Below are 23304 nucleotides of genomic sequence, written 5' to 3'. Positions count from 1 at the left end.
GTTCCGGGGAGGGGCCCAAGGCCCCCCGCACGGCCTCTCCCGTTCCCGCCTGATCGATTGGCCTGCTCATGACCAACACAGTCCCCAAGGGGTCACCGATACCGCAGTCCGCCGACGCCGGCGGCCGGATCGAGCTCGCCCCCGAGGCGTTCCCCGCCGACAGCCCCTTCGCCAACGAGGATCTGCGTCCCGTCCCCGTCTCCGAGCGCAAGTGGACGACGTACAACTTCGCGGCCCTGTGGGTCTCGATGGCCCACTGCATCCCCAGCTGGACCCTGGCCTCCGGCCTGGTCGCCCTCGGCATGGACTGGAAGCAGGCCGTCTTCACCATCGCGCTGGCCAACGTCATCGTGCTGCTGCCGATGCTGGCCACCGGGCACGCCGGGCCCAAGTACGGCATACCCTTCCCGGTGCTGGCGCGGGCCTCCTTCGGGCTGCGCGGCGCCAACATCCCGGCGATGATCCGGGCGGCCGTGGCCTGCGGCTGGTTCGGCATCCAGACCTGGATCGGCGGCAGCGGCATCTTCGCGCTCGGGTCCAAGCTCACCGGGGGCCACTGGGAGAACGCGGGCAAGATCGCGGGCAACCCCTGGCCGCTGTGGCTCTGCTTCATCCTGTTCTGGGCCGTGCAGATCGCGATCATCTACCGCGGCATGGACTTCCTGCGGCACTTCGAGAACTGGGCCGCGCCCTTCGTGATCGTCGGCGCGCTGGTGCTGCTGATCTGGATCGCCGTCAAGGCGGACGGGTTCGGCGCGCTGCTCGACCAGCCCTCGAAGCTCGGCTGGGGCCCCGACTTCTGGCCGGTCTTCTTCCCGTCACTGATGGGGATGATCGGGTTCTGGGCGACTTTGTCCCTGAACATCCCTGACTTCACCCGCTTCGGCGCCAGTCAGAAGGCGCAGACCTGGGGCCAGTCCCTCGGCCTGCCCACGACCATGACGCTCTTCGCAGTCCTCGCCGTGCTGGTCACGTCCGGCTCCGAGGTCGTCTACGGCGAGGCGATCTGGGACCCGGTCACCCTGGCCGCCAAGACCGACAGCGCCTTCGGGCTCCTGTTCGCGCTGATCGTCGTCCTCGTCGCCACCATCTCCGTGAACATCGCGGCGAACGTGGTCTCCCCGGCGTACGACCTCGCGAACCTGGCGCCGAAGCTCATCAACTTCCGTACGGGCGCGCTGATCACCGGTGTCGTCGGCGTCCTGATCTTCCCGTGGAAGCTGATCTCCACGCCGGAGTTCTACATCTTCACCTGGCTCGGCGTGGTCGGCGGCCTGCTCGGCACGGTCGCGGGAATCCTGATCGCCGACTACTGGATCGTCCGCCGCACGGTCCTGCACCTCGCCGACCTGTACACGCCCGGCGGGCGCTACTGGTACACGAACGGCTGGAACTGGCGCGCGATCGTCGCCTTCCTCGTCGGCGGCGTCCTCGCGGTCGGCGGCTCGTACTCGGGCGTGGGCGCCGACGGATCGAAGACCGGGCCGTTCCCGGCCGATGGACTGATCCCGTTCCTCAAGCCGCTCGCCGACTACGGCTGGGCGGTGGGCCTGGCCACCTCGCTGGTGCTGTACGTGGTGCTGATGGGCGGGCGCAAGGAACGCGCCGAGGCCTGACACCGCCCTTGCGGGACTCTTGCGGGACCGGAGGACGGTCAGCTCTTCTGACCGTCCTCCAAGGCGGCCACCGCCTCCTTGGCCGCCTTGATGGCACCCTTGTTGATCTCGTCGGTGTCGGGCGCCTTCTTCGACTCGAAGTCGCTTCCGCTGTAGGTGATGGAGATCAGCGCGTTGGAAGCGCGGACCAGCACCACACCCTCGCGGGTCTGCTGCTTGTCCTCCGTCGTGAGGTTCACGACGGAGTAACCCGCGTCGCCGAGCCCGGGGACGGCGCCCCCGCCGCTCTTGTCCGCGACGCGCCCCTTGTAGGACTCCTCCGCCGCCTCGTCCGACGCCGTGACCTCGAAGGACACGTCCAGCCAGCGGTACTCGTAACCGTCGAGCGCGTTCCACGAGCAGGTGCGGCGCACCTTGGAGTCCGTCGACGGGAGCTCCTTGCCGGCCGCCTTGGCGCCGGGCACGAGATCCTTGATCGACTTCGAGCTCAGGCCGTCGCACGGTGCGGGAGCGGCGGCGTACGTCTTCGACGCAGCCGCCGTCGCGGGAGCCGAGGGCGAGTCTTCATCCGTCTTCTGCGTCGCCGTCCGGTCCTCGGCGGCCGGCGTCGTGGCGGGGCTGGAGGACAGCGCCCAGCCCGCCGCGGCGAGCACGACGACGGGCGACAGACGCGCGGTGAGGGCGAGCGGCAAGGGAAGAGAACGCACGGCGCACTTCTCGTGGGGGACGGTGCGGAAGGAGTCCGCACTGCGGACGGGACGCCAGTGTCACATGACTCCCTGTGAGGCGGAAGTGCCAACTCGCTCCGTGCTGACGCCATTACGCATGGGCCTCGAATACGTGGTGTCCTGGTCCAGTTACAGGGCCTCCTGGATGATTTGGGCGGAAAGTGCGCTTTCGATGCGGTTCACGGCGATGAAGGCGCCGTACGCGACGAGGTGCACCAGACAGCGGTCGGTGTGCTCCGGCCGGCGCCAGGCCGCCACGTCCTCGTCCGTGATGCGGTACGGCGCGAGGGCGGCCAGCAGCACCAGCCGCGCCCCGGGACGCTCCCGGCGGTCCGGGAACCCGTCCAGGGCGAGCGTCGGATGAGTGCCGTCCCAGTCCTGCAGGGCCGCCTCCACGAGGTCGTGGTCGTCGGCGTCGAGGAGGTCCGCCCCTCGCATGGCCGCCCTCAGCAGCGCCGCGTACGCGATGCCGACGGGCGTGCCGCGCGCCCATGCGGGGGCCTCACCGGGGTCGATGTCGTCGAGCAGCGCGAGGGACTGGCCGGGGCGTGCGCGGCGGCGCACGGTCCGCGAGAGCGCGCGGCCCGCGATGCTCCGTACCGCCCGCAGGCGCTGTGCGCCCGCCGGGAGCAGGTTCTCGGTCAGCAGGGCCGACGCGATCCGGTTGATGAAGTGGAAGGTGAGCGCGGTGCCGAGATGGGCGGCGGCCTGTTCGCGCGGGAAGGGGTACGGCGCCAGGTCGGCGCCGGGCACGCGCGTGTGCCGCCCCCAGGCGAGCAGGCGCGCGTGCTCCTCGCTCTGGGGCAACTCCCCGCGCGCCACCCGCTCGGCGAGCGCGTGGTCGCCGGTGGCGTGCAGCAGCACGGTGTGCGCGTCCACGCAGAACGGGCACCTGTTGGCGAGCGACACCCCGAGCGCCACCAGCTCCTTGCCGGTCCGGCTGCCCGCGCCGGCGATGAGCGACTCGCGCAGCAACGCCCAGGCGGGAGCCAGGAGTTCGGGTGCGCTGGACAGGACCACGAAGGTGGGGGGCTCGGCGATGCCGAAGTCGAGGGCGATCTGCGCGTACACCTCGGCGACGGTGCCGGCGGCCGACCTGGGCGGGAGGGGTTCGGTGAATCGGAAGGGTGTGGGCATGGTCAGCAGGGTGCTCCGCCGGGGCGGTGCGGGTCGTCGTACGGGCGAAGGGAGTCGGCGCTGCGCCGGCGGGGCGGGCCGGTGCCCCGCACTACTACGCCGGGAGTAGTCCGGGAGCCGTCCACAGGGCTGACGCCGCTGTCGGTGGGGCGGTCTAGTGTGCGGGCATGAGCGGGTACCGCATCACACGCGAGCGGTTCGCCGACGCGGCCGTCGCGGTCGTGGTCGGCGCCATCACCGTGCTCGCCGCCGTCGCGGACGACCGGGCGGGGCCCGTCGACTGGGCTCTGATCGCGGCCGGTTCGCTGGCCCTGGCCGCGCACCGCACCGCCCCGCGCGCGGTGCTCGCGATCACCGCAGGCTGCCTGCTCGCCGAGGTGTTCCACGCGGGGCCGGCCGCCACCCTGGCCATCCCCGTCGTGGGCGCGGTGCACACGGCCTCGCGGACCGGACACCGGGGCACGGCCGCCGCGGCGGCCGCCGTCTTCCTCGGCGGCTATGTCGCGGCGGGTTCGGCGACCTCGCACGTCGTGAGCGAGACACTGCTGCTGGCCGGATGGTTCCTGTGCGCGGTCGTGACCGGCCTGGCCGACCGCAACTGGCAGGCGTATCTACGGCAGACCGAGCAGCGCGCGCTGGAGGCCGAACGCACCCGCGAGGAGGCGGCGTTGCGCAGAGCGGGCGAGGAACGCCTGCGCATCGCACGGGAGTTGCACGACTCCCTCACGCACAGCATCTCGATCGTCAAGCTCCAGGCAGGCGTCGCCGCGCACTTGGCCCGCAAGCGCGGTGAGGAGGTGCCGCCCGCCCTGTCCGCCATCCAGGAGGCGAGCGGCGAGGCCATGCGCGAGCTGCGCGCCACGCTGGAGGTGCTGCGCACCGACGAACCGACCGGCACGCCGGCACTGCTCGTGGAGCGGGCGCGGGCCGCCGGGCTGGCCGTTGACCTGACCGTGACGGGGGACGAGCGGCCGCTCGCGGCGACGGTCGACCGGGCCATGTACCGCATCGTCCAGGAGGCCCTCACGAACGCGGCACGGCACGCGGGACCGGCGAAGGTGAGCGTCCAACTCGCTTATGGTGAGGGCGACTTGACCATAAGCGTCGAGGACGACGGCACGGCCGACCCGTCCCGTGCGGCTGCTCCCGGCATCGGCCTGACCGGTATGCGCGAGCGCGTCACGGCCCTCGGCGGCACGCTGGCCGCCGCCCCCCGCGCGGAGGGCGGATTCGTGGTGCGGGCGTGCTTGCCGCTGGGAGAGGCGGGGGGACTGGTGGCGTGATCAGGGTGGCGCTGGTCGACGATCAGGCGTTGATGCGGGCGGGGTTCCGGGCCCTGCTGGACGCCGAGGACGGTATCGAGGTGGTCGGGGAGGCGGGGGACGGCGAGCGGGGACTGGCGCTGATCCGGGCGCAGGTGCCCGACATCGCGCTGATCGACGTACAGATGCCGGTGATGACGGGTATCGAGGCGACCCGCCGTATCGCCGCGGACCCGGCCCTGTCGGACGTGCGCGTGGTGATCCTCACCAACTACGGCCACGACGAGTACGTCTTCGAGGCGCTGCGGGCCGGCGCGAGCGGCTTCCTGCTGAAGGACACCGAGCCGGCCGACCTGCTCCAGGCGATCGAGGTGGTGGCGCGTGGGGAGGCGTTGCTGTCGCCCGCGGTGACCCGCACCCTCATCGGCGAGTTCGTCTCGCGTCCGCCCGACCGGGCCACGGCACCGGGCCTTGAGGGCCTGACCCGCCGCGAGCGGGAGGTCACGGCGCTGGCGGCGCGCGGCCTGACCAACGAGGAGATCGCCGCGCACATGGTGATCAGCCCGTTCACGGCGAAGACCCACATCAGCAGGGCGATGACCAAGCTGGGGGCGCGGGACCGGGCCCAACTCGTGGTGTTCGCCTACGAGTCGGGGCTGGTGGCGCCGCGCAGCGCGGACACGTCGGCATCCTGAGCCCCGGGGCCGCGCTCGCCCTCGAACGCCGCCAGGATCCGCTCGGCGGCCAGCGTCGCCGTCAACTCGCCGTCCCTGACCCGCTGTTCCAGCTCCGGCGCGACGGCCCGCACTGCCGGGTCGGCGTGCAGGCGGCCCAGGAGTTCGTCGCGGACCATGGTCCACGTCCAGTCGATCTGCTGGTCGCGGCGCTTGGCGGCGAGACGGCCGGTGGACTCCAGCAGCGTCCGATGCTGTTCGAGGCGGTCCCAGAGCGTGTCCAGGCCGATCGACTCGCGCCCGCTGCAGTGCAGGACCGGCGGCGTCCAGGCGGCGTCCCTGCCGTGCATCAGACGCAGAGCACCCGCCAACTCCCGTGCGGCGGCGCGGGCGTCTCGCTCGTGCGGGCCGTCCGCCTTGTTGACGGCGAGCACGTCGGCCAGTTCCAGGACGCCCTTCTTGATGCCCTGGAGCTGGTCGCCCGTGCGGGCCAGCGTCAGCAGCAGGAAGGAGTCCACCATGTTCGCGACCGCGGTCTCCGACTGGCCGACGCCGACCGTCTCCACCAGGATCACGTCGTAGCCGGCCGCCTCCATCACCACGATCGACTCACGGGTGGCCTTGGCGACCCCGCCCAGCGTGCCGGCCGTGGGGGAGGGGCGGATGAAGGCCGCCGGGTCGACCGCCAGGCGCTCCATCCGCGTCTTGTCGCCCAGGATCGACCCGCCCGTCCGGCTGGACGAGGGGTCGACGGCCAGCACCGCGACCCGGTGCCCGAGCGCGGTCAGCATCGTGCCGAACGCGTCGATGAACGTCGACTTCCCGACCCCCGGCACCCCGCTCACGCCGATCCGCCGCGCCTTCCCGCTGTGCGGCAGCAGCTCGGTCAGCAACTGCTGTGCCAGCACCCGGTGCTGGGGCCGGGTGGACTCGACGAGCGTGATGGCGCGCGCGACGATCGCACGCTTCCCGTCGAGCACACCCTTCACATACGCGTCGAGATCGATCACAGCTCGTGCCCGAGATCGGCTCCCAGCCGCCGTACGAGGTCGTACGCGGCGTCCGGGATCACCGTCCCGGGCGGGAAGACGGCCGCCGCGCCCATCTCCAGCAGCGTCGGCACGTCCTGCGGCGGGATCACCCCGCCGACCACGATCATGATGTCCTCGCGGCCCTCCTCGGCCAGCGCCTCCTTGAGCGCCGGTACGAGTGTGAGGTGACCGGCGGCCAGCGACGACACCCCGACGATGTGCACGTCCGCCTCGACGGCCTGGCGGGCCACCTCGGCAGGTGTCTGGAACAGCGGGCCGACGTCGACGTCGAAGCCGAGGTCGGCGAAGGCGGTGGCGATCACCTTCTGGCCGCGGTCGTGGCCGTCCTGGCCCATCTTGGCGACCAGGATGCGCGGACGGCGGCCCTCGGCCTCCTCGAAGTCGGACACGAGGGTGCGGGTGCGGTCCACGGACGGGGACTCCCCGGCTTCGTTGCGGTACACGCCGGTGATCGTACGGATCTGGCTCGCGTGCCGGCCGTACACCTTCTCCAGGGCGTCCGAGATCTCCCCGACGGTGGCCTTCGCGCGGGCCGCGTTCACCGCCAGCTCCAGCAGGTTGCCCTCGCCCCCGGCGGCCCGGGTCAGCGCATCGAGCGCGTCCTGGCAGACCCGCTCGTCCCGCTCCGCCCGCAGCCGCCGCAACTTCTCGATCTGCTGGGCGCGCACGGAGGAGTTGTCGACCTTGAGGACGTCGATCTGCTCGTCGGTCTCGACGCGGTACTTGTTGACGCCGATGACGGGCTGGCGGCCGGAGTCGATGCGGGCCTGGGTGCGGGCCGCGGCCTCCTCGATGCGCAGCTTGGGGATGCCGGCGTCGATGGCCTTGGCCATACCCCCCGCGGCCTCGACCTCCTCGATGTGCTGCCAGGCCCGGCGTGCGAGGTCGTACGTCAGCTTCTCGACGTACGCGCTGCCGCCCCACGGGTCGATGACCCGGGTCGTGCCGGACTCCTGCTGGATCAGCAGCTGGGTGTTGCGCGCGATGCGGGCCGAGAAGTCGGTGGGCAGCGCGAGCGCCTCGTCCAGGGCGTTGGTGTGCAGCGACTGCGTGTGGCCCTGCGTCGCGGCCATCGCCTCGACGCACGTGCGCGTGACGTTGTTGAACACGTCCTGCGCGGTCAGCGACCAGCCCGAGGTCTGCGAATGGGTGCGCAGGGACAGCGACTTGGAGTTCTTCGGGTCGAACTGCTTCACCAGCTTCGCCCACAGCAGCCGTGCCGCCCGCAGCTTGGCGACCTCCATGAAGAAGTTCATGCCGATCGCCCAGAAGAACGACAGCCGGGGCGCGAACGCGTCCACGTCCAGGCCGGCCTCACGGCCCGCGCGGATGTACTCGACCCCGTCCGCGAGCGTGTACGCCAGCTCCAGGTCGGCCGTCGCACCCGCCTCCTGGATGTGATAGCCGGAGATGGAGATGGAGTTGTAGCGCGGCATCCGCTGCGAGGTGAAGGCGAAGATGTCGGAGATGATCCGCATCGACGGCTTCGGCGGATAGATGTAGGTGTTGCGGACCATGAACTCCTTGAGGATGTCGTTCTGGATGGTCCCGGCCAACTTCTCGGGCGGCACGCCCTGTTCCTCCGCCGCCACGATGTACAGCGCCAGCACCGGCAGCACGGCGCCGTTCATCGTCATCGACACGGTCATCCTGTCCAGCGGGATGCCGTCGAAGAGCTGACGCATGTCGTAGATCGAGTCGATGGCGACGCCCGCCATGCCGACATCGCCCGTCACGCGCGGGTGGTCGCTGTCGTAACCCCGGTGCGTGGGCAGGTCGAAGGCGACCGACAGGCCCTTCTGGCCGGCCGCCAGGTTGCGCCGGTAGAACGCGTTGGACTCCTCGGCGGTGGAGAAGCCCGCGTACTGGCGGATCGTCCAGGGCTGGTTGACGTACATCGTCGGGTACGGGCCGCGCAGATACGGCGCCATGCCCGGGTAGGTGCCCAGGAAGTCCAGGCCCTCCAGGTCACGGCCGGTGTACAGCGGCTTGACCGCGATGCCCTCGGGGGTCTCCCACAGCGGCTCGTCCCCGCCCGTGGCCTGCTTGACGGCCGTACGCCACTCGTCGGCGCCGCCGGCAGCGGTCGGGGTCCCCAGCTCGATCCCGGAGAAGTCGGGGATTCCCATCAGGACACTCCCATGCGGTCGAGGGTGGCGGACAGCACGGCGACGGCGTCACAGCCCGCGAAGACGTAACTGTCGACATCGGTGTACTGCCCGGGGCGGCCCGCGAGGAACACGTGCCTGGCGCCCGCCGACCTGAACTCGGCGGCCACTGCCTCGGCCTGCTCCGCGTAGAGCGCGTCACTGGAGCACAGGCACACCTCGGTGGCGCCGCTCTCGGCGAAGGTGCCCTCGGTGACGGGCTCGATGCCGCCCGCCTGGAACAGGTTCGACGCGAAGGTGAGCCGCGCGGTGTGGGCGGCGGCCGGGCCGAGCGCGGCCAGGTAGATCCGCGGCCGGGACCCGGTGGCGGCGAGGTGGGCGTCGGAACGGGCACGCAGCGCCTCGTACGCCTCGTCACGGCGGACGCGCGGAAGGCCGCCGGACCGGACCTCGGGAGCGGGCTCGCGCTCCACCGGCTTCTCGGCGAGGTTCGGGAACTCGCTGACGCCGGTGATCGGTTCGCGCCGCTTGACGAGCTTGCCGGTGCGCGCCGCCCAGGTCTCGGCCAGGTCCTGGCCGAGCCGTCCGGAGCGCAGGGCCTCGGCCTGGCCGCCCGCACCCTCGATGCGCTGGAAGAACTCCCAGCCCGCCTCGGCGAGTTCGTCCGTGAGCCGCTCCACGTACCAGGAGCCGCCCGCCGGGTCGATCACCCGGGCCAGGTGCGACTCCTCGATGAGGATGGTCGAGGTGTTGCGGGCGATGCGCCGCGCGAAGGCGTCCGGCAGGCCGAGCGCATGGTCGAAGGGCAGCACGGTCACGGAGTCGGCGCCGCCGACGCCGGCGGCCAGCGTGGCCACCGTCGTGCGCAGCATGTTCACCCAGGGGTCGCGGCGCGACATCATCACCGGCGAGGTGACGGCATGCTGCACCTGCGCGCTCGGCGCCCCGCACACCTCGCTCACCCGCGCCCACAGCCGGCGCGCGGCCCGCAGCTTGGCGATGGTCAGGAACTGGTCGGCGGTGGCCGCGTACCGGAACTCCAGCTGCGCACCGGCCTGTTCGACCGTCAGCCCGGCCTCGGTCAGCTCCCGCAGATAGGCGACACCGGTCGCCAGCGAGCAGCCCAGTTCCTGCGCGGCCGAGCCACCGGCCTCGTGGTACGGCAGCGCGTCCACGGTCAGCGCCCGCAGCCCCGGGTACTCCTCGGCGCACAGTCGCGCCAGCGTGGCGACGGCGGCGAACTCCGAGGACTTTCCGGTACGGGCCTCATGGCCGAGCGGGTCCGCGCCGAGGTTGCCGCGCGCCGCCTCCTTGGCGACGCCCCGCTCCTCGTACAGCCGCAGCAGCTCACGCGCGGCGGGCTCCACCTCGGTGCCCGCGTCGAGGACGACGGGGGCCAGGTCGAGGTAGACGCCCTCCAGGGCGCGGCCGAGTTCCGTCACCGGGATGCCGCCCTCGCCGAGGACCAGCCAGAGCGAGGTGACGCCGTTCTCCAGGTCCGCGAGCACCACGCTGTCCTTGAGCGCCGTGTGGCGCTGGCGCACATCCCAGCCGCCGGCCGTGTTGCCCTCGGCGCGGCCGCCACGGACGAAGGGGGCGAACCCGGGCAGACCCGTGTCGGGCGCGGCATCGCGCGCGGTGTACAGAGGGCGGGTGCGCAACCCGTCCTCCAGGGCAGTGGACAGGGCTTCTTCCGCGGCCGGGCCCGAGACGTCCTTGCCCGCCTTGCGCAGCACACCTTCCACCAGGTGTTGCCACTGCTCATGGGTTGCGTCAGGGAACTCGGCGGCCAGCGAGAGCCCGTCGTCAGGCAGGACCGTCATGCTCGGATGCTAGGTCAGATCATCAAAGGAGCAGCAGAGGGCACGGCTGTGACCTTGCCCTCTCCCACATTGTGACCTGGGTCTCCGCACCGAAACCGGCGGTCGGGGAACGTCCGTTCCGCGGCTTTCATCACAGGTAAAAGTTCGGTCAGGGCTGGGTCCCGGGAGCCGCCCGCCATTGGTCATGTCCTGGTCGAGCAGTACGGTCAGTGCGATATCGACGACGGCGAAGCGGAAGCCGGTGGGAATCCGGCACGGTCGCGCCACTGTATGCCGCCCCTTGGGAAGGGCGGCGAGTCAGACCCGTGGCCGTCGTCATGTGCACCACCGAGATGGGACGCGAACTCCCAGAGGAGGCCCTGCCATGGCGCAGCATGTCGCTCAGCCGACCGCCACCACCCCCGCTCTCCCCGCCAAACTGCCGATCGGCGCGATCGTCCCCTGGGCGGTCTTCTTCGGCATCCTGATGCTGGTCCTGCTGTACTTCGTCGGCGCCGAACAGGGCGCCACCTCCGTCGTCTCCGGCGAGGACGTCCACGAGTGGGTGCACGACGCCCGCCACCTCCTCGGCTTCCCCTGCCACTGACCCGAGGGACGCCGAACACTCATGAACTCCGCAACGGTAAGAAACCTGCTCGTACGGGGCATGCTCGCCGGCCTCGGCGCCGGTGTACTCGCCCTGGTCGTGGCCTACTTCCTCGGTGAGCCGAGCGTCGACAAGGCGATCGGATTCGAGGAGGCCCATGCCTCCGGGCACGAGCACGAGGTCGAACTCGTCTCCCGCAGCCTTCAGTCCACCGCGGGCCTCGCCACCGGTGTACTGATCTACGGGGTCGCCTTCGGCGGCATCGCCGCCCTCGCCTACTGCTTCGCCCTCGGCCGCGTCGGCCGCTTCAGCCCGCGGGCCACCGCGCTGCTGCTGTCCGGGGGCGCACTGCTCGCCGTCTACGTCGTGCCGTTCCTGAAGTACCCGGCCAACCCGCCCGCCGTCGGCGACCCCGACACCATCGGCAAGCGGACCACCCTGTACTTCCTGATGATGGTGCTCAGCGTCCTCCTCGCGGTGGCCGCGACCATCCTCGGCAAGCGCCTCGCCCCGAGGCTGGGCACCTGGTACGCCACCGTCGCCGCGGTGGCCGCGTTCGCCGTTGTGATCGGCCTGGCGTACGCGTTCCTGCCGGTCGTCAACGAGGTTCCCGCGGACTTCCCGGCCGCCGTGCTGTGGAGGTTCCGGATCTCGGCGCTGGCCATGCAGGCCACGCTCTGGGCAGGCTTCGGGCTGCTCTTCGGCGAGCTGGCCGAGCGACTGCTGAATCCCAGACCGGCCGCCGCGGCTTCGGCCCCGGCGGTGGCTGCCCCCAGCTGACCGGAATGCGATCACGTGAGAGGGCCCGCGGAACCTTCCGGGGGCCCTCTCACGTTCTGCGGACACCGAGTTGACGGGACGGGACATGGCACGGACGACCGGCCGATTACCCGACGACCCTGCGGGCGAGGAGCGGAGGAGCCGAGTGGCCAGACACCCACAGCCGCGCCGCATCACCCTCGGCGGCCACGAGGCGGTGGCGCTGACCGTGGAGGAGTACGAGCAACTGATGGCCAGCCGACGGCAGATCGGCGGCCAGAGCGCCCGGGTGCGCGTACTCGGCCAGCAGGTCAAGCGCACCGAGCAGCTGCTGCAGGACCTGGAGACGCTGGTCGCGGCGCCGCCCGCCCGCTGCCGGGAGCAGGCGGGGACGGCGTGCGCCGGCGATGCCGTGCCGCAGACGGACACCGACACGGGCTGTCTGCGCTGCGCCATCGCGGCACTGCTGCGTCGCCACCGTGACACGGCATCCTGAATCCCCCGGACGCTCGTCCCTAACCGGTGTGCGGCGCGGCAAGGGGCCGCCCCAGCCGCAGGTTCCAGCGCCCGGACCGTCCACTGAGCTCCGTCGCCGTCAGCGGGGCGACGTCAAGACGCCAGAAGGCCGCCACGGGCATGCCGAGCGCATGAACGACGGCGGCGCGAACGACCTCCGGCTCGACCACGGCGAGCGTACGGCCGTCCAGGTCCTGCGCGGCCGTCAGCCACCGGGCGACCCGGTCGCAGAAGTCCCGCACCGACTCACCCCCGTGCGGTGCGCAGCCCGGGTCCGTGAGCCAGCGGTTCACCGACTCCGGCTCGACGGCGGTCACCTCGTCGAGCGTGCGGCCCCGCCAGCGGTTCATCTCCAGCCCCGCCAGCTCCGGCACCGCAGATCCGCGCAGACCGAGCGCCTCGGCCGTCTCCCGGCAGCGCAGGCTCGGCGAAATGAGCACATCGGCGGCCGAGGGCAGGGTCCCGGCGGCCGCGCGGGCCTGGGCCGTGCCGCTGTCGTCGAGCGGGGTCCGGCCGTCGTCGAAGCGGGCTTGGCGCAGGCCCCCGTTCATCGCGGGTGAGATCAAGGTGACGCGGCTGGTCACGCGGTCGCTCCTCCTGCCGGGGTCATGACGTGCTCCTCGCTGCCCTGAGGCCCTCACCACGTGAGCGGTGAGGGCCCTTGGCCGGTCGGCCGGGTCAGGACACGGACAGCTCGCTCCGTACCGTACGGGCCGCTGCCACCAGGTTCTCCAGCGAGGCCCGGGTCTCCGGCCAGCCACGGGTCTTCAGACCGCAGTCGGGGTTGACCCACAGCCGTTCGGCGGGGATGGCCTTCAGGCCGGTGCGCAGCAGCTCGGCCGCCTCCTTCGCGCTCGGCACCCGCGGGGAGTGGATGTCGTAGACACCAGGCCCGGCCTCGCGCGGGTAGCCGTGGGCGGCGAGTTCACGGGCGACCTGCATGTGCGAGCGGGCGGCCTCCAGGCTGATGACGTCCGCGTCGAGGTCGTCGATGGCCTGGACGATGTCGCCGAACTCGGCGTAGCACATGTGCGTGTGGATCTGGGTGTCCGGCCGGACCCCGGCCGTGGTGAGCCGGAACGCCTCCGTGGCCCAGGCGAGATACGCGTCGCGGTCCGCGGCGCGCAGCGGCAGGGTCTCCCGCAGGGCGGGCTCGTCGACCTGGATGACGGACGTCCCGCCCGCCTCAAGGTCGTTCACCTCGTCGCGCAGGGCGAGGGCGACCTGTCGGGCCGTCTCGCCGAGCGGCTGGTCGTCGCGGACGAAGGACCAGGCGAGCATGGTGACCGGGCCGGTGAGCATGCCCTTGACCGGGCGGTCGGTGAGGGACTGGGCGTACGTCGTCCAGGGCACCGTCATCGGTTCGGGCCGCGAGATGTCGCCGGCCAGGATCGGCGGGCGGACGTGGCGGGTGCCGTAGGACTGCACCCAGCCGTGCTGTGTGGCGAGGTAGCCGGTGAGCTGCTCGGCGAAGTACTGGACCATGTCGTTGCGCTCCGGCTCACCGTGCACCAGGACGTCGATGCCGGTCTTCTCCTGGAAGGAGATGACCTCCTGGATCTCGGCCTTGACGCGCTCCTCGTAGCCCGCCGTGTCGATCCGGCCCGCGCGCAGGTCGGCGCGCGCGGTGCGCAGTTCGCCGGTCTGCGGGAAGGAGCCGATCGTGGTGGTCGGCAGCAACGGCAGCCTGAGGTGCGCGCGTTGGGCGGCGGTCCGCTCGGCGTACGGCTGCGAGCGGCGGGCGTCCGCCTCGGTGACGGCCCCCGCACGGGACCGGACGGTCGCGTCGCGGGTGATCGGGGAGCCCGCGCGGGAGGCCAGGTCGGCCCGGTTGGCGGCCAGCTCGGCGGTGATCGTGCCGGTGCCCTGGGCGAGCCCCTTGGCCAGGGTGACGATCTCGGCGGTCTTCTGCCTGGCGAAGGCCAGCCAGCGCAGGATCTGCGGCTCGATGTCCCGCTCGGCCGACGCGTCGAGCGGCACATGCAGCAGGGAGCAGGAGGCCGAGACGTCGACCTGGTCCGCCAGTCCCAACAGGGTGCCCAGCGTGGTGAGCGACGCCGACAGGTCGTTGACCCAGACATTGCGGCCGTTGACGACGCCGGCGACCAGCCGCTTGCCGGGCAGCCCGCCGGCGGCGGCGAGCGCGTCCAGGTTGGCGGCCGCGGACTCCGTGAAGTCCAGCGCCAGCCCTTCGACGGGTGCCTTGGCCAGCACCGGCAGCGCCTCGCCGAGCCGGTCGAAGTACGAGGCGAGAAGCAGCTTCGGACGGTCGGTGCGGCCGCCGAGGTCGCGGTAGGCACGCCCGGTGGCGTTCAGCTCGGCCGGGGTGCGGTCCTGGACGAGGGCGGGCTCGTCCAGCTGGACCCACTCGGCCCCGGCCGCGCGCAGGTCGGCCAGGATCTGCGCATACACGGGAAGCAGCCGGTCCAGGAGGGTGAGCGGCTCGAAGTCCGCGGCGACTCCGGGCGCCGGCTTGGCGAGCAGGAGGTACGTGATCGGGCCGACCAGGACCGGCCGGGCGGCGAGCCCCAGGGCCAGGGCCTCCTTCAGCTCGGCGACCTGCTTGGTCGAGTCCGCCGTGAAGACCGTGTCCGGCCCCAACTCGGGCACGAGATAGTGGTAGTTGGTGTCGAACCACTTGGTCATCTCCAGCGGCGCGACGTCCTGCGTGCCACGGGCCATGGCGAAGTAGCCGTCCAGGGCGTCGGATTCGACGGCGCCGCGATGGCGCTCGGGGATGGCGCCGAGTGCGACGGTGGTGTCCAGGACGTGGTCGTAGTACGAGAAGTCGCCGGTCGGCACCTCGTGGATGCCGGCGTCGGCGAGCTGCCGCCAGTTGGCCCGGCGCAGTTCGGCGGCGGTGGAGCGCAGCGCGTCGGCGGTGACGCGGCCCTTCCAGTAGCCCTCGATCGCCTTCTTCAGTTCCCGGTTCGGGCCCTGGCGGGGGTAGCCGTACACGGTGGCCCGTGCTGCCGCGGCTGCGGGCTTGGTGGTCACGGAGATCTCCTTCGCGAGATGAATCCCTGAGATCCCGGGGACGGGACGAGAGCGCGAAGGGGTGACGTACCGAAGGGCAGCGACCGTACGGCCGTCCGCTCGGTTGTGTACGCCGACCCGCCCTCGAGGTCACCGGGATGTCCGCGCACGAGTGCTTCGTACGGGGGCAGTTGGCAGGTCTTCGGACTCGCGGGCACGTCCTCACTCCGTGAGGACACCTACTGGCCGTCGCTTCCCAGGGCCGGTACGTCGGACCCAGTGCGTATGACGGCGGTCGTTCCCGCTCACCGCTGCGGGGCAGTCCCGGATTCCCACCGGGTTCCCTCTTGCGACGCATCCCGCCTGGCGGACGGGGCGAACCAGCTGCGTCGGCCAGCCTACAGCTCAGGCCCGGCCGTACACGTGGAACCCCTGCCCGGACTTGCGGCCCAGCAGCCCCGCCTCGACCATCCGCTGGAGCAGCGGGGGAGGGGCGTAGAGGGGCTCCTTGAACTCGTCGTAGAGGGACTCGGCGATCGAGGCGACGGTGTCCAGGCCGATCAGGTCCGCGAGCCTGAGCGGGCCCATGGGGTGGGCGCAGCCCAGTTCCATGCCGGTGTCGATGTCGGCGGCGGTGGCGAAGCCGGACTCCGCCATCCGGATCGCGGACAACAGGTACGGGACGAGGAGCGCGTTGACGACGAAGCCCGCCCGGTCCCGGGAGCGGATCACGGTCCTGCCGAGCGCGCCGGCGGCGAAGTCCTCGACGACGGCGATCGTCTCGGCCGAGGTGTGCAGGGAGGGCACGACCTCCACCAGCGGCAGCACGGGTACCGGGTTGAAGAAGTGCAGGCCCACGACCCGGTCCGCGCGGCCGGTCGCCATGCCGAGCCGCATGACCGGCAGCGAGGAGGTGTTGGTGGCCAGCACGGCCGCCGGATCCTCGACGATCTTGTCGAGCGCGGCGAACACCTCGGTCTTGGCGTCCGGGTTCTCCACCACCGCTTCGACCACGAGCTGCCGGTCGGCCAGGTCCTCCAGGCCGCCGGTGAACACCAGACGGGCGAGCGCGTCCCGCGCGGCGGCCTGCTCCAGCTTGCCGCGTCGCACACGGCGGTCCAGCGACGCCGTCACCCGTTCCCGGGCGGCGCGGGCCGCGACCGCGTCCACCTCGCACACCACGGTGTCGAGCCCGGCCAGCGCGCACACCTCGGCGAACGGCCGCACCAGATCGACCGTACGCGCGACGACGTGGAGGTCACCGCCGGCGACCTGCTGTCGGTGCGCCGGATCAGCGGCCCGCCGACCTCCGAGGGGGTGCGCACCAACATCGCTGTCGCCCTCAGGTACTTCGCGGCCTGGCTGCGCGGTCAGGGTGCGGGCCTACGACTGCCGACGGCTGCGTCAGTGGCTCGCCGGGGACGCCAGAGCGGACGGGGTCAGCCGGCGCCGGCTGCTCACCCTGCTCGCCGCCACGGCAGCCGCGACCGCACTCCCCGCGCCCGGCCCCGCCCGCGCCGCGGACACCCCGATCGTCAAGCCGCTGCCGCCCGAGTGGTTCATCCAGCGCGGCACCAACGCCGAGACCCGCTGGGAGGCCCTGCGCGGAACGGGCCACCACACGCCCAACGAGCTGTTCTTCGTCCGCAACCACACCACAACCCCCGTCCTGGACGCCGCCGACTGGCGACTGCGGCTGTGGGGCAGCGGGCTGCGCGGCGCCCCTGGCGAGGACAAGCCGGTGGAGTTCGGATACGACGATCTGCGCGCCCTGCCCGCCGTCACACGGACCGCGTTCGTCGAGTGCGCCGGAAACGGCCGTAGCCACTACACGACCCAGCAGGGCGAGACGGTCACCGGCACCGCCTGGACGCTGGGCGCGATCGGCGTCGCCCGCTGGCGCGGGGTGCGCCTGGCCGACGTCCTGCGCAGGGCGGGACTGTCCCCGTACGCCGTGGACGTGCAGCCGCGTGGCCTGGACGCCGAGTACGTCAGCGGCGGGGAGAGCCTCGGCCGGGTGCGGCGTCCACTGCCGCTGGCCAAGGCGCTGGACGACGTGCTGCTCGCGTACGAGATGAACGGCGAGCCGCTGCCGTACGACCATGGGTATCCGGTGCGGGTGCTGGTGCCCTCGTGGGTGGGGATCTCGTCGATCAAGTGGGTCGGCGACATCGAGGTGTCCGCGCGGCCGCTGTTCTCACCGTGGAACACCACCTTCTACCGGCTGTACGGCCCCTCCTACCCGCAGGAGGGCAGCGCCCCGCTGACCCGGCAGACGCTCAAGAGCGCCTTCGAGCTGGCGAGCGGCGCCACGTTCCCGGTGGGGGAGGGCCAGGTGCTGCACGGCCGGTCCTGGTCGGGCGGGGGAGGGATCGCCCGGGTCGACGTCAGCACCGACGGCGGAACGAGCTGGCACCGGGCCCGGCTGCACGACCGGCCCCGCGCCGACACCTGGACCCGTTGGTCCATCCCCTGGAAGCCCGAGACACCGGGTGCCACCCACCTCCTCGCCCGCGCCACCGACACCGCCGGTCGCCGCCAGCCGGATGTCGCCGTACCCAACACACAGGGCTATCTGTTCGACGCCGTGGTCCGGCATCCGGTGACCGTGACCTGACCGGGCCGCCTCACGAAGAGCCCTCATACGCACGGGCGTTGCGCACGAACAGCTCGTGCAGATCCCGGACGGCCCGGGGCACGGAACCGGAATGGCGGCGTTGCAGGACCAGCAGTACCTCGGTGGCGTCGCCCGCGAGCGGCCGGACGGTGATCGCGCCCCGCCGCTCCAACGGGTCGCCGATCACACTGAAGTCGGGCAGCACCGTCGCCCCCAGCCCCTCCGCGACCATCAGCTTGCCCATCTCCGCGCCGTCGGTGGAGTAGGAGAACGACGGCGTACGGCCGTCGAGCAGCCGGTGCAGGAAGCGGTGCATGACATAGCCGGACCGCATCACCACCAGCGGCTCCGTCAGGAGGCTGTCCGCGTCCACCGTCTCCAGGGCGGCCAGCGGACTGTCCGGCCGGACGCACACCACCGGCCGGCCGCGCAGCAGTTCGGTGGTCTCGAAGCCGGGCGGCAGGTCGTCGCCCCCGAGGTAGTTCACCAGCCCCAGATCGAACGCGCCCTCCAGCAGCCCACGATGGATCTCCGACTGCTGGGCGCCGACCAGCTCGACCTGGGTGAGCGGGTGCGTGCCCCGGAACTCCCGCACCGTCGGGATGACCAGCGGGACGGTGGCCGTGTTGACCGTGCCGAGCCGGACCATCCGGCTGATGCGGTGCTGGTCGCCGGCCGCGCCCCGCAGCCGGTCGACCGCGTCCAGCACGCTCATGATGTGCGGCAGCAGCTCCCGCCCCTCGTCACTGATCTTCGCCCCGGACCGCTTGCGCTCCAGCAGATCCACGCCGAGCTCGCGCTCCAGATTGCGCACGGTCTCGCTCAGCGCCGGCTGGGAAAGGTGCAGTTCCTCGGCGGCGCGCCGCAGCGACCCCGAACGCGTGACGGCGGCGATGTATTCGAGCTGTTCGATACGCACGACAAGGACCCTGCCGTCCGCCGCTCACCGTGTTCAAGGGAATCCCTGTCACAACCTCGTGAATACCTGCTCTCAGCATGTGGAATCAACACCGGACATTCTTGACCGTCCCGACTTCCCGCTGCTTTGATCGATGGCATGAAGCGACAGGACCTCACGCGGCGACGCCACGTCGACCTCGCGCGTGTCTCCAGTTCCTGCTGTCGCTGTCGGATCTGAGCGCACCCGAGGGAAACCCTCGCACTCGCGCCGTTCTCCCTTCGCGAATTCCACTGCCGGCCGTTTTCCACGGTGATTTCGGCTTTCCCGGGAACGTCGTCCCCGCACGTCCGAATCCCGATCACTGAACACGTTTCCCTGTCACGCACGCGCCCTTTCTGTGCGTGCGCAGTCCTGCCAGGAGTTCCCCATGCCCGTACCGCCCGGATCCGACCCCGTCCGCTTCGCCTACTGGGTGCCGAACGTCAGCGGCGGCCTCGTCACCAGCACCGTCGAGCAGCGCACCGACTGGGGCTACGACTACAACCGCGAACTGGCCGTCCTCGCCGAGAACAACGGCTTCGACTACGCCCTCAGCCAGGTCCGCTACATGGCCGGCTACGGCGCCGAGTTCCAGCACGAGTCGACCAGCTTCAGCCTCGCCCTGCTCCTCGCCACCCAGCGGCTCAAGGTCATCGCCGCCGTCCACCCCGGCCTGTGGCACCCCGGCGTCCTCGCCAAACTCGGCGCCACCGCCGACCACCTGTCGAACGGCCGCTTCGCCGTCAACGTCGTCAGCGGCTGGTTCAAGGGGGAGTTCACCGCACTCGGCGAGCCCTGGCTGGAGCACGACGAGCGCTACCGCCGCGCGGAGGAGTTCATCCAGGCCCTGCGGCAGATCTGGACCGAGGACCACACCGAACTCGCCGGTGACTTCTACCGGTTGCGCGACTTCTCCCTCAAGCCCAAGCCGCTGAACACCCCCGAGCGACCGCACCCGGAGATCTTCCAGGGCGGCAACTCCACCGCCGCCCGCGCCATGGCCGGCCGCGTCTCCGACTGGTACTTCAGCAACGGCAAGGACTTCGACGGCGTGACCGAGCAGATCGACGACGTCCGCTCCTCCGCCGCCCAAGCGGGCCGCAGCGCACCGAAGTTCGGCCTCAACGCCTTCCTCATCGCCCGCGACACCGAGGCCGAGGCCCGCGACACGCTCCGCGAGATCGTCGCCAAGGCCGACACACCGGCCGTCCACGGCTTCCGCGACGCCGTCCAGCAGGCCGGGCAGTCCACCGCCGACGGCAAGGGCATGTGGCAGGACTCCAGCTTCGACGACCTGGTCCAGTACAACGACGGCTTCCGCACCGGCCTGATCGGCACCCCGGAGCAGATCGCCGAGCGGATCGTCGCCTACAAGCGCCTCGGCGTCGACCTCTTCCTCCTCGGCTTCCTGCACTACCTGGAGGAGGTCGAGTACTTCGGCAAGCGGGTGCTGCCGCTCGTCCGCGAACTGGAGGCCCAGGCAGCCGAGTCCGAGCCGATCGCCGCCCGAGCCTGACTCAGGCCCAGCCACCCGCATCCGACACGCCCCGAAAGGTCCTCACCATGGCCACCGTCCTCTCCGTCTCCGGAAGTCCCTCCGCCACCTCCCGCACCGCCCGGCTGCTGCGCCACCTGGACGACCGGCTCGCCGCCCAGGGCCACGACGTGATCCCCTTCGACGTCCGCACGCTCCCGTCCGAGGCCCTGCTCCACGCGGACTTCGGCCACCCGGCGATCGTCGAGGCCACCGCCCTGGTCGAACGCGCCGACGGAATCGTGATCGGCACACCCGTCTACAAGGCCGCCTACTCCGGCCTGCTGAAGTCGCTGCTGGACCTGCTCCCGCAGTACGCGCTCGCGGGCAAGACCGTCCTGCCGCTGGCCACCGGCGGCACCACCGCCCACGTGCTGGCCATCGACTACGCCCTGCGCCCGGTGCTGAACTCCATGGGCCCCGCCCACATCACGCCGGGCTGGTTCACCCTCGACAAGGACATCAGCGTGGGCGACGACGGCACCCTCACCGTCGCACCGGCCGCCGCCGAGGCCCTGGCCCATGTCACCGACCAGTTCTCGATCGCCCTCGGGGGGCGCCCGACCCTGCTGGCGGCCACCGGATGAGCGCCGCGACGGTGATCGCCGACGACGCCGAGGCCCTCGCCGTCGCCACCGAACTGGCCGCCGAGTTCCGCAAGGACGCCGCCGAGCGGGACGCGCACCGCAGACTGCCGCACGCGGAACTCCAGCGGCTGTCCGCCTCCGGGCTGCTCGGGGTGACGGTACCGGCGCAGTTCGGCGGCGCGGACGTCCGTACGGAGACCCTCGCCGAGATCTTCCGGCTGCTGGCCTCGGCCGACGCCAGCCTCGCCCAGATTCCACAGAGCCACTTCGTGTACGTGGGCGTGCTGCGCCGACAAGGGACGTGGGAGCAGCGGGAGTTCTTCTTCGGCGAGGTGCTCGCGGGCAAGCGGTTCGGCAACGCCCAGTCGGAGGCCGGGACCAGCCACGTCCAGGACATCCGGACGCGGCTCGCGCGGCGCCCGGACGGGTCGTACGTCCTGAACGGCGTCAAGCACTACTCGACCGGCGCCCTGTTCGCCGACTGGATCCCCGTCCTCGCCCGCGCCGACGACGACAACCTGCATGTGGCGTACGTGCCGCGCGAAGCGCCCGGCGTCACGGTCGTGGACGACTGGGGCGGCATGGGGCAGCGCACCACCGCCAGCGGAACCGTCCGCCTGGAGTCGGTGCCCGTGCCCGCCGACCGGGTGGTGCCGCACCACCTCACCTTCCAGGGGCCTCAACTCCACGGCTCCGTCGCCCAGTTGCTGCACGCCGCCATCGACGCGGGGATCGCGGCCGGTGCGCTCGCCGAGGCCGTGGAGTTCGTCCGCACCAAGAGCCGGCCCTGGTTCGAGAGCGTCGGCGAGGGGCACGCCACGGCCGCCGAGGATCCCTTGCTGATCCAGCGGTTCGGCGAGCTCGCGATCCGGGTACGGGCCGCCGACGCCCTGCTCGCCGCCGCGGCGCGGTCCGTCGACGCCGCCCGCGCCGACCTGACCGACGACTCGGCTGCCGAGGCCTCGATCGCGGTCGCTGCCGCCAAGGTGACGGCGGCGGACGCGGCCGTGGAGGTCGGCAGCGCCCTCTTCGAGGTCGCGGGCACCCGGTCGGCGCTCGACTCCCTGGGCCTGCACCGCCATTGGCGCGACGCCCGCACCCACACCCTGCACGACCCGGCGCGCTGGAAGGTCCAGCACATCGGCCGCTACGTGCTGCGCGGCGTCAAGCCGCCCCGGCACGGACTGCTGTGACCGACGACCCCGAACGGAGACCCCCCATGTCCCTCACCTTCCACTGGTTCCTGCCCACCAACGGCGACAGCCGCCATGTCGTCGGCGGCGGTCACGGCACCCCCGCCACGGTGTCCGGCCGCGACCGGCCGCCGACGGTCGCCTACCTCAGCCAGATCGCCCGTGCCGCCGAGGACCTGGGCTTCGTCGGCGCGCTCACTCCGACGGGCGCCTGGTGCGAGGACGCGTGGCTGACCACGGCCATGGTCGCCCAGCACACCGAGCGGCTGAAGTTCCTGGTCGCCTTCCGGCCCGGCTTCGTCTCGCCGACGCTCGCCGCGCAGATGGCGTCCACCTTCCAGCGGCAGACCGGCGGACGGCTGCTGCTGAACGTGGTCACGGGCGGGGAGGGCCACGAGCAGCGCGCCTACGGCGACTTCCTCGACAAGGACGACCGTTACCGCCGTACCGGTGAATTCCTCCAGATCGTGCGGGGGCTGTGGGAGGGCAGGACCGTCGACCTGGTCGGCGAGCACCTGCAGGTCGAGGACGCGAAGCTGGCCCGGGTGCCCGACCCGGTCCCCGAGGTGTACTTCGGCGGCTCCTCGCCCATCGCCGGGGAGATCGCCGCCCGCCATGTCGACGTCTATCTCACCTGGGGCGAGCCGCCGGCCGCCGTGGCGGAGAAGATCGCCCGGATCCGGGCACTGGCCGAGAAGGAGGGCCGCAGCGTCCGCTTCGGCATCCGGCTGCACGTCATCACCCGGGACACGGCCGAGCATGCCTGGGCGGAGGCCCGCCGGCTGCTGGCCGGGTTCGACACGGAGACCGTACGGGCCGTACAGGAAGGGCTCGCCCGCAGCGAGTCCGAGGGGCAGCAGCGCATGCTCGCGCTGCACGGCGGCAGCTCCGACGACCTGGAGATCCACCCGAACCTGTGGGCCGGCATCGGGCTGGTGCGGGGCGGCGCGGGCACGGCGCTGGTCGGCAGTCACGACGAGGTCGCCGATCGGATCGCCGAGTACCACCGGCTGGGGATCGACGAGTTCGTGCTCTCCGGGTACCCGCACCTGGAGGAGGCGTACTGGTTCGGCGAGGGCGTGCTGCCGCGGTTGGAGGCGCGTGGGCTGTGGACGCATCCGTTCCGCGGCGCGGCGGCCGCACCGGCCGTGGCCCAGATTCCCTTCGCGGGGGCCGGCAGCCGGGGGTGACTTCAC

Annotated in this window: 21 protein-coding genes, 1 pseudogene and 2 riboswitches; of the genes and pseudogenes, 13 read left to right on the top strand and 9 right to left on the bottom strand. The window is 71.8% G+C overall.

The window, feature by feature from the left end:
• Positions 1-68: 68 nt before the first annotated feature.
• The gene (locus tag EAO75_RS32200; protein WP_147998671.1) at positions 69-1616 is read left to right on the top strand and encodes an NCS1 family nucleobase:cation symporter-1; all 1548 of its coding nucleotides are present in this window, start codon (positions 69-71) and stop codon (positions 1614-1616) included.
• 38 nt (positions 1617-1654) lie between these two features.
• Here the strand turns inward: EAO75_RS32200 and EAO75_RS32195 are convergent, their stop codons facing one another.
• Complete coding sequence (locus EAO75_RS32195) at positions 1655-2323, bottom strand: hypothetical protein (RefSeq protein ID WP_147998670.1); 669 nt, start codon at positions 2321-2323, stop codon at positions 1655-1657.
• A 150-nt stretch (positions 2324-2473) separates the two neighbouring features.
• Positions 2474-3481 carry a carboxymuconolactone decarboxylase family protein gene (locus EAO75_RS32190; RefSeq protein ID WP_147998669.1) on the bottom strand — a complete coding sequence of 336 codons (1008 nt, stop codon included), beginning with the start codon at positions 3479-3481 and terminating at the stop codon, positions 2474-2476.
• A 167-nt stretch (positions 3482-3648) separates the two neighbouring features.
• On the opposite strand from EAO75_RS32190, the gene EAO75_RS32185 reads away from it, so the two are divergent.
• Together EAO75_RS32185 and EAO75_RS32180 are read left to right on the top strand one after the other, a co-directional pair.
• Positions 3649-4764 (top strand): sensor histidine kinase, encoded by a 1116-nt coding sequence (locus tag EAO75_RS32185; protein ID WP_147998668.1) that lies wholly within the window; start codon positions 3649-3651, stop codon positions 4762-4764.
• Positions 4761-5438 (top strand): response regulator, encoded by a 678-nt coding sequence (locus tag EAO75_RS32180; RefSeq protein ID WP_147998667.1) that lies wholly within the window; start codon positions 4761-4763, stop codon positions 5436-5438. The genes EAO75_RS32185 and EAO75_RS32180 overlap by 4 nt, the downstream gene beginning before the upstream one ends.
• On the opposite strand, the gene meaB is transcribed toward EAO75_RS32180, so the two are convergent.
• From meaB to EAO75_RS32165, 3 genes are read right to left on the bottom strand one after another with little or no spacing between them, the layout of a single operon-like run.
• A complete protein-coding gene (gene meaB / locus EAO75_RS32175) occupies positions 5387-6427 on the bottom strand; it encodes a methylmalonyl Co-A mutase-associated GTPase MeaB (RefSeq protein ID WP_147998666.1) in 1041 nt (346 codons plus the stop codon). The two genes, EAO75_RS32180 and meaB, sit on opposite strands and share 52 nt — an antisense overlap.
• Positions 6424-8598, bottom strand: a complete 2175-nt coding sequence (gene scpA / locus EAO75_RS32170) for a methylmalonyl-CoA mutase (protein ID WP_147998665.1) — start codon at positions 8596-8598, stop codon at positions 6424-6426. The genes meaB and scpA overlap by 4 nt, the downstream gene beginning before the upstream one ends.
• A complete protein-coding gene (locus tag EAO75_RS32165) occupies positions 8598-10400 on the bottom strand; it encodes a methylmalonyl-CoA mutase subunit beta (protein WP_147998664.1) in 1803 nt (600 codons plus the stop codon). Before EAO75_RS32165 ends, scpA begins: the two co-directional genes overlap by 1 nt.
• A 186-nt stretch (positions 10401-10586) precedes the next feature.
• Positions 10587-10729, top strand: a riboswitch (cobalamin riboswitch).
• A gap of 35 nt (positions 10730-10764) precedes the next feature.
• Here EAO75_RS32165 and EAO75_RS32160 point away from each other — a divergent pair.
• From EAO75_RS32160 to EAO75_RS32150, 3 genes are all read left to right on the top strand, one after another.
• Positions 10765-10986, top strand: a complete 222-nt coding sequence (locus EAO75_RS32160; protein ID WP_147998663.1) for a CbtB-domain containing protein — start codon at positions 10765-10767, stop codon at positions 10984-10986.
• A 21-nt stretch (positions 10987-11007) separates the two neighbouring features.
• On the top strand, positions 11008-11766 hold the full coding sequence (locus EAO75_RS32155; RefSeq protein WP_147998662.1) for a CbtA family protein: 759 nt from the start codon (positions 11008-11010) through the stop codon (positions 11764-11766).
• Positions 11767-11911: 145 nt separating this feature from the next.
• Positions 11912-12241: a hypothetical protein gene (locus tag EAO75_RS32150; RefSeq protein ID WP_147998661.1), complete on the top strand. Its 330-nt coding sequence runs from the start codon at positions 11912-11914 to the stop codon at positions 12239-12241.
• Positions 12242-12260: 19 nt separating this feature from the next.
• On the opposite strand, the gene EAO75_RS32145 is transcribed toward EAO75_RS32150, so the two are convergent.
• The 3 genes from EAO75_RS32145 to EAO75_RS32135 form a co-directional block, all read right to left on the bottom strand.
• Entirely contained in the window at positions 12261-12845 is a 585-nt protein-coding gene (locus EAO75_RS32145; RefSeq protein WP_147998660.1) for a histidine phosphatase family protein, read from the bottom strand.
• 94 nt (positions 12846-12939) lie between these two features.
• Positions 12940-15258 carry a 5-methyltetrahydropteroyltriglutamate--homocysteine S-methyltransferase gene (metE, locus tag EAO75_RS32140; RefSeq protein WP_147998659.1) on the bottom strand — a complete coding sequence of 773 codons (2319 nt, stop codon included), beginning with the start codon at positions 15256-15258 and terminating at the stop codon, positions 12940-12942.
• A 154-nt stretch (positions 15259-15412) separates the two neighbouring features.
• A riboswitch (cobalamin riboswitch) is annotated at positions 15413-15637 on the bottom strand.
• Between the two features lie 5 nt (positions 15638-15642).
• Complete coding sequence (locus tag EAO75_RS32135) at positions 15643-16464, bottom strand: 3-hydroxybutyryl-CoA dehydrogenase (RefSeq protein ID WP_261989501.1); 822 nt, start codon at positions 16462-16464, stop codon at positions 15643-15645.
• Here EAO75_RS32135 and EAO75_RS32130 point away from each other — a divergent pair.
• Positions 16390-16617 (top strand): annotated as a pseudogene (locus tag EAO75_RS32130) (malate synthase A); the annotation flags it as partial. The gene EAO75_RS32135 and the pseudogene EAO75_RS32130 overlap by 75 nt on opposite strands.
• Positions 16613-17854, top strand: coding sequence for a sulfite oxidase (locus EAO75_RS32125; RefSeq protein WP_147998657.1), 1242 nt, complete (start codon positions 16613-16615; stop codon positions 17852-17854). The pseudogene EAO75_RS32130 and the gene EAO75_RS32125, both read left to right, overlap by 5 nt.
• Before the next feature lie 10 nt (positions 17855-17864).
• Here EAO75_RS32125 and EAO75_RS32120 read toward each other — a convergent pair whose 3' ends face one another.
• Positions 17865-18773, bottom strand: coding sequence for a LysR family transcriptional regulator (locus tag EAO75_RS32120; protein WP_147998656.1), 909 nt, complete (start codon positions 18771-18773; stop codon positions 17865-17867).
• Positions 18774-18911: 138 nt separating this feature from the next.
• Between EAO75_RS32120 and EAO75_RS48705 the strand changes: the two genes are divergently transcribed.
• The 5 genes from EAO75_RS48705 (at position 18912) to EAO75_RS32100 (ending at position 23298) form a co-directional block, all read left to right on the top strand.
• Positions 18912-18992, top strand: coding sequence for a putative leader peptide (locus EAO75_RS48705; RefSeq protein WP_351187348.1), 81 nt, complete (start codon positions 18912-18914; stop codon positions 18990-18992).
• A 190-nt stretch (positions 18993-19182) separates the two neighbouring features.
• Positions 19183-20310, top strand: a complete 1128-nt coding sequence (gene sfnG, locus EAO75_RS32115) for a dimethylsulfone monooxygenase SfnG (RefSeq protein WP_147998655.1) — start codon at positions 19183-19185, stop codon at positions 20308-20310.
• A gap of 47 nt (positions 20311-20357) precedes the next feature.
• Complete coding sequence (gene ssuE / locus EAO75_RS32110) at positions 20358-20915, top strand: NADPH-dependent FMN reductase (RefSeq protein WP_147998654.1); 558 nt, start codon at positions 20358-20360, stop codon at positions 20913-20915.
• Positions 20912-22108, top strand: a complete 1197-nt coding sequence (locus EAO75_RS32105) for an SfnB family sulfur acquisition oxidoreductase (protein ID WP_147998653.1) — start codon at positions 20912-20914, stop codon at positions 22106-22108. Before ssuE ends, EAO75_RS32105 begins: the two co-directional genes overlap by 4 nt.
• A 26-nt stretch (positions 22109-22134) precedes the next feature.
• Positions 22135-23298 carry an LLM class flavin-dependent oxidoreductase gene (locus tag EAO75_RS32100; RefSeq protein ID WP_147998652.1) on the top strand — a complete coding sequence of 388 codons (1164 nt, stop codon included), beginning with the start codon at positions 22135-22137 and terminating at the stop codon, positions 23296-23298.
• The last annotated feature ends 6 nt before the right edge of the window (positions 23299-23304 follow it).

It is taken from the genome of Streptomyces sp. UW30 (genome assembly GCF_008042075.1).
GTDB lineage: Bacteria > Actinomycetota > Actinomycetes > Streptomycetales > Streptomycetaceae > Streptomyces.
This window is presented reverse-complemented; position numbering and strand designations above follow the sequence as displayed.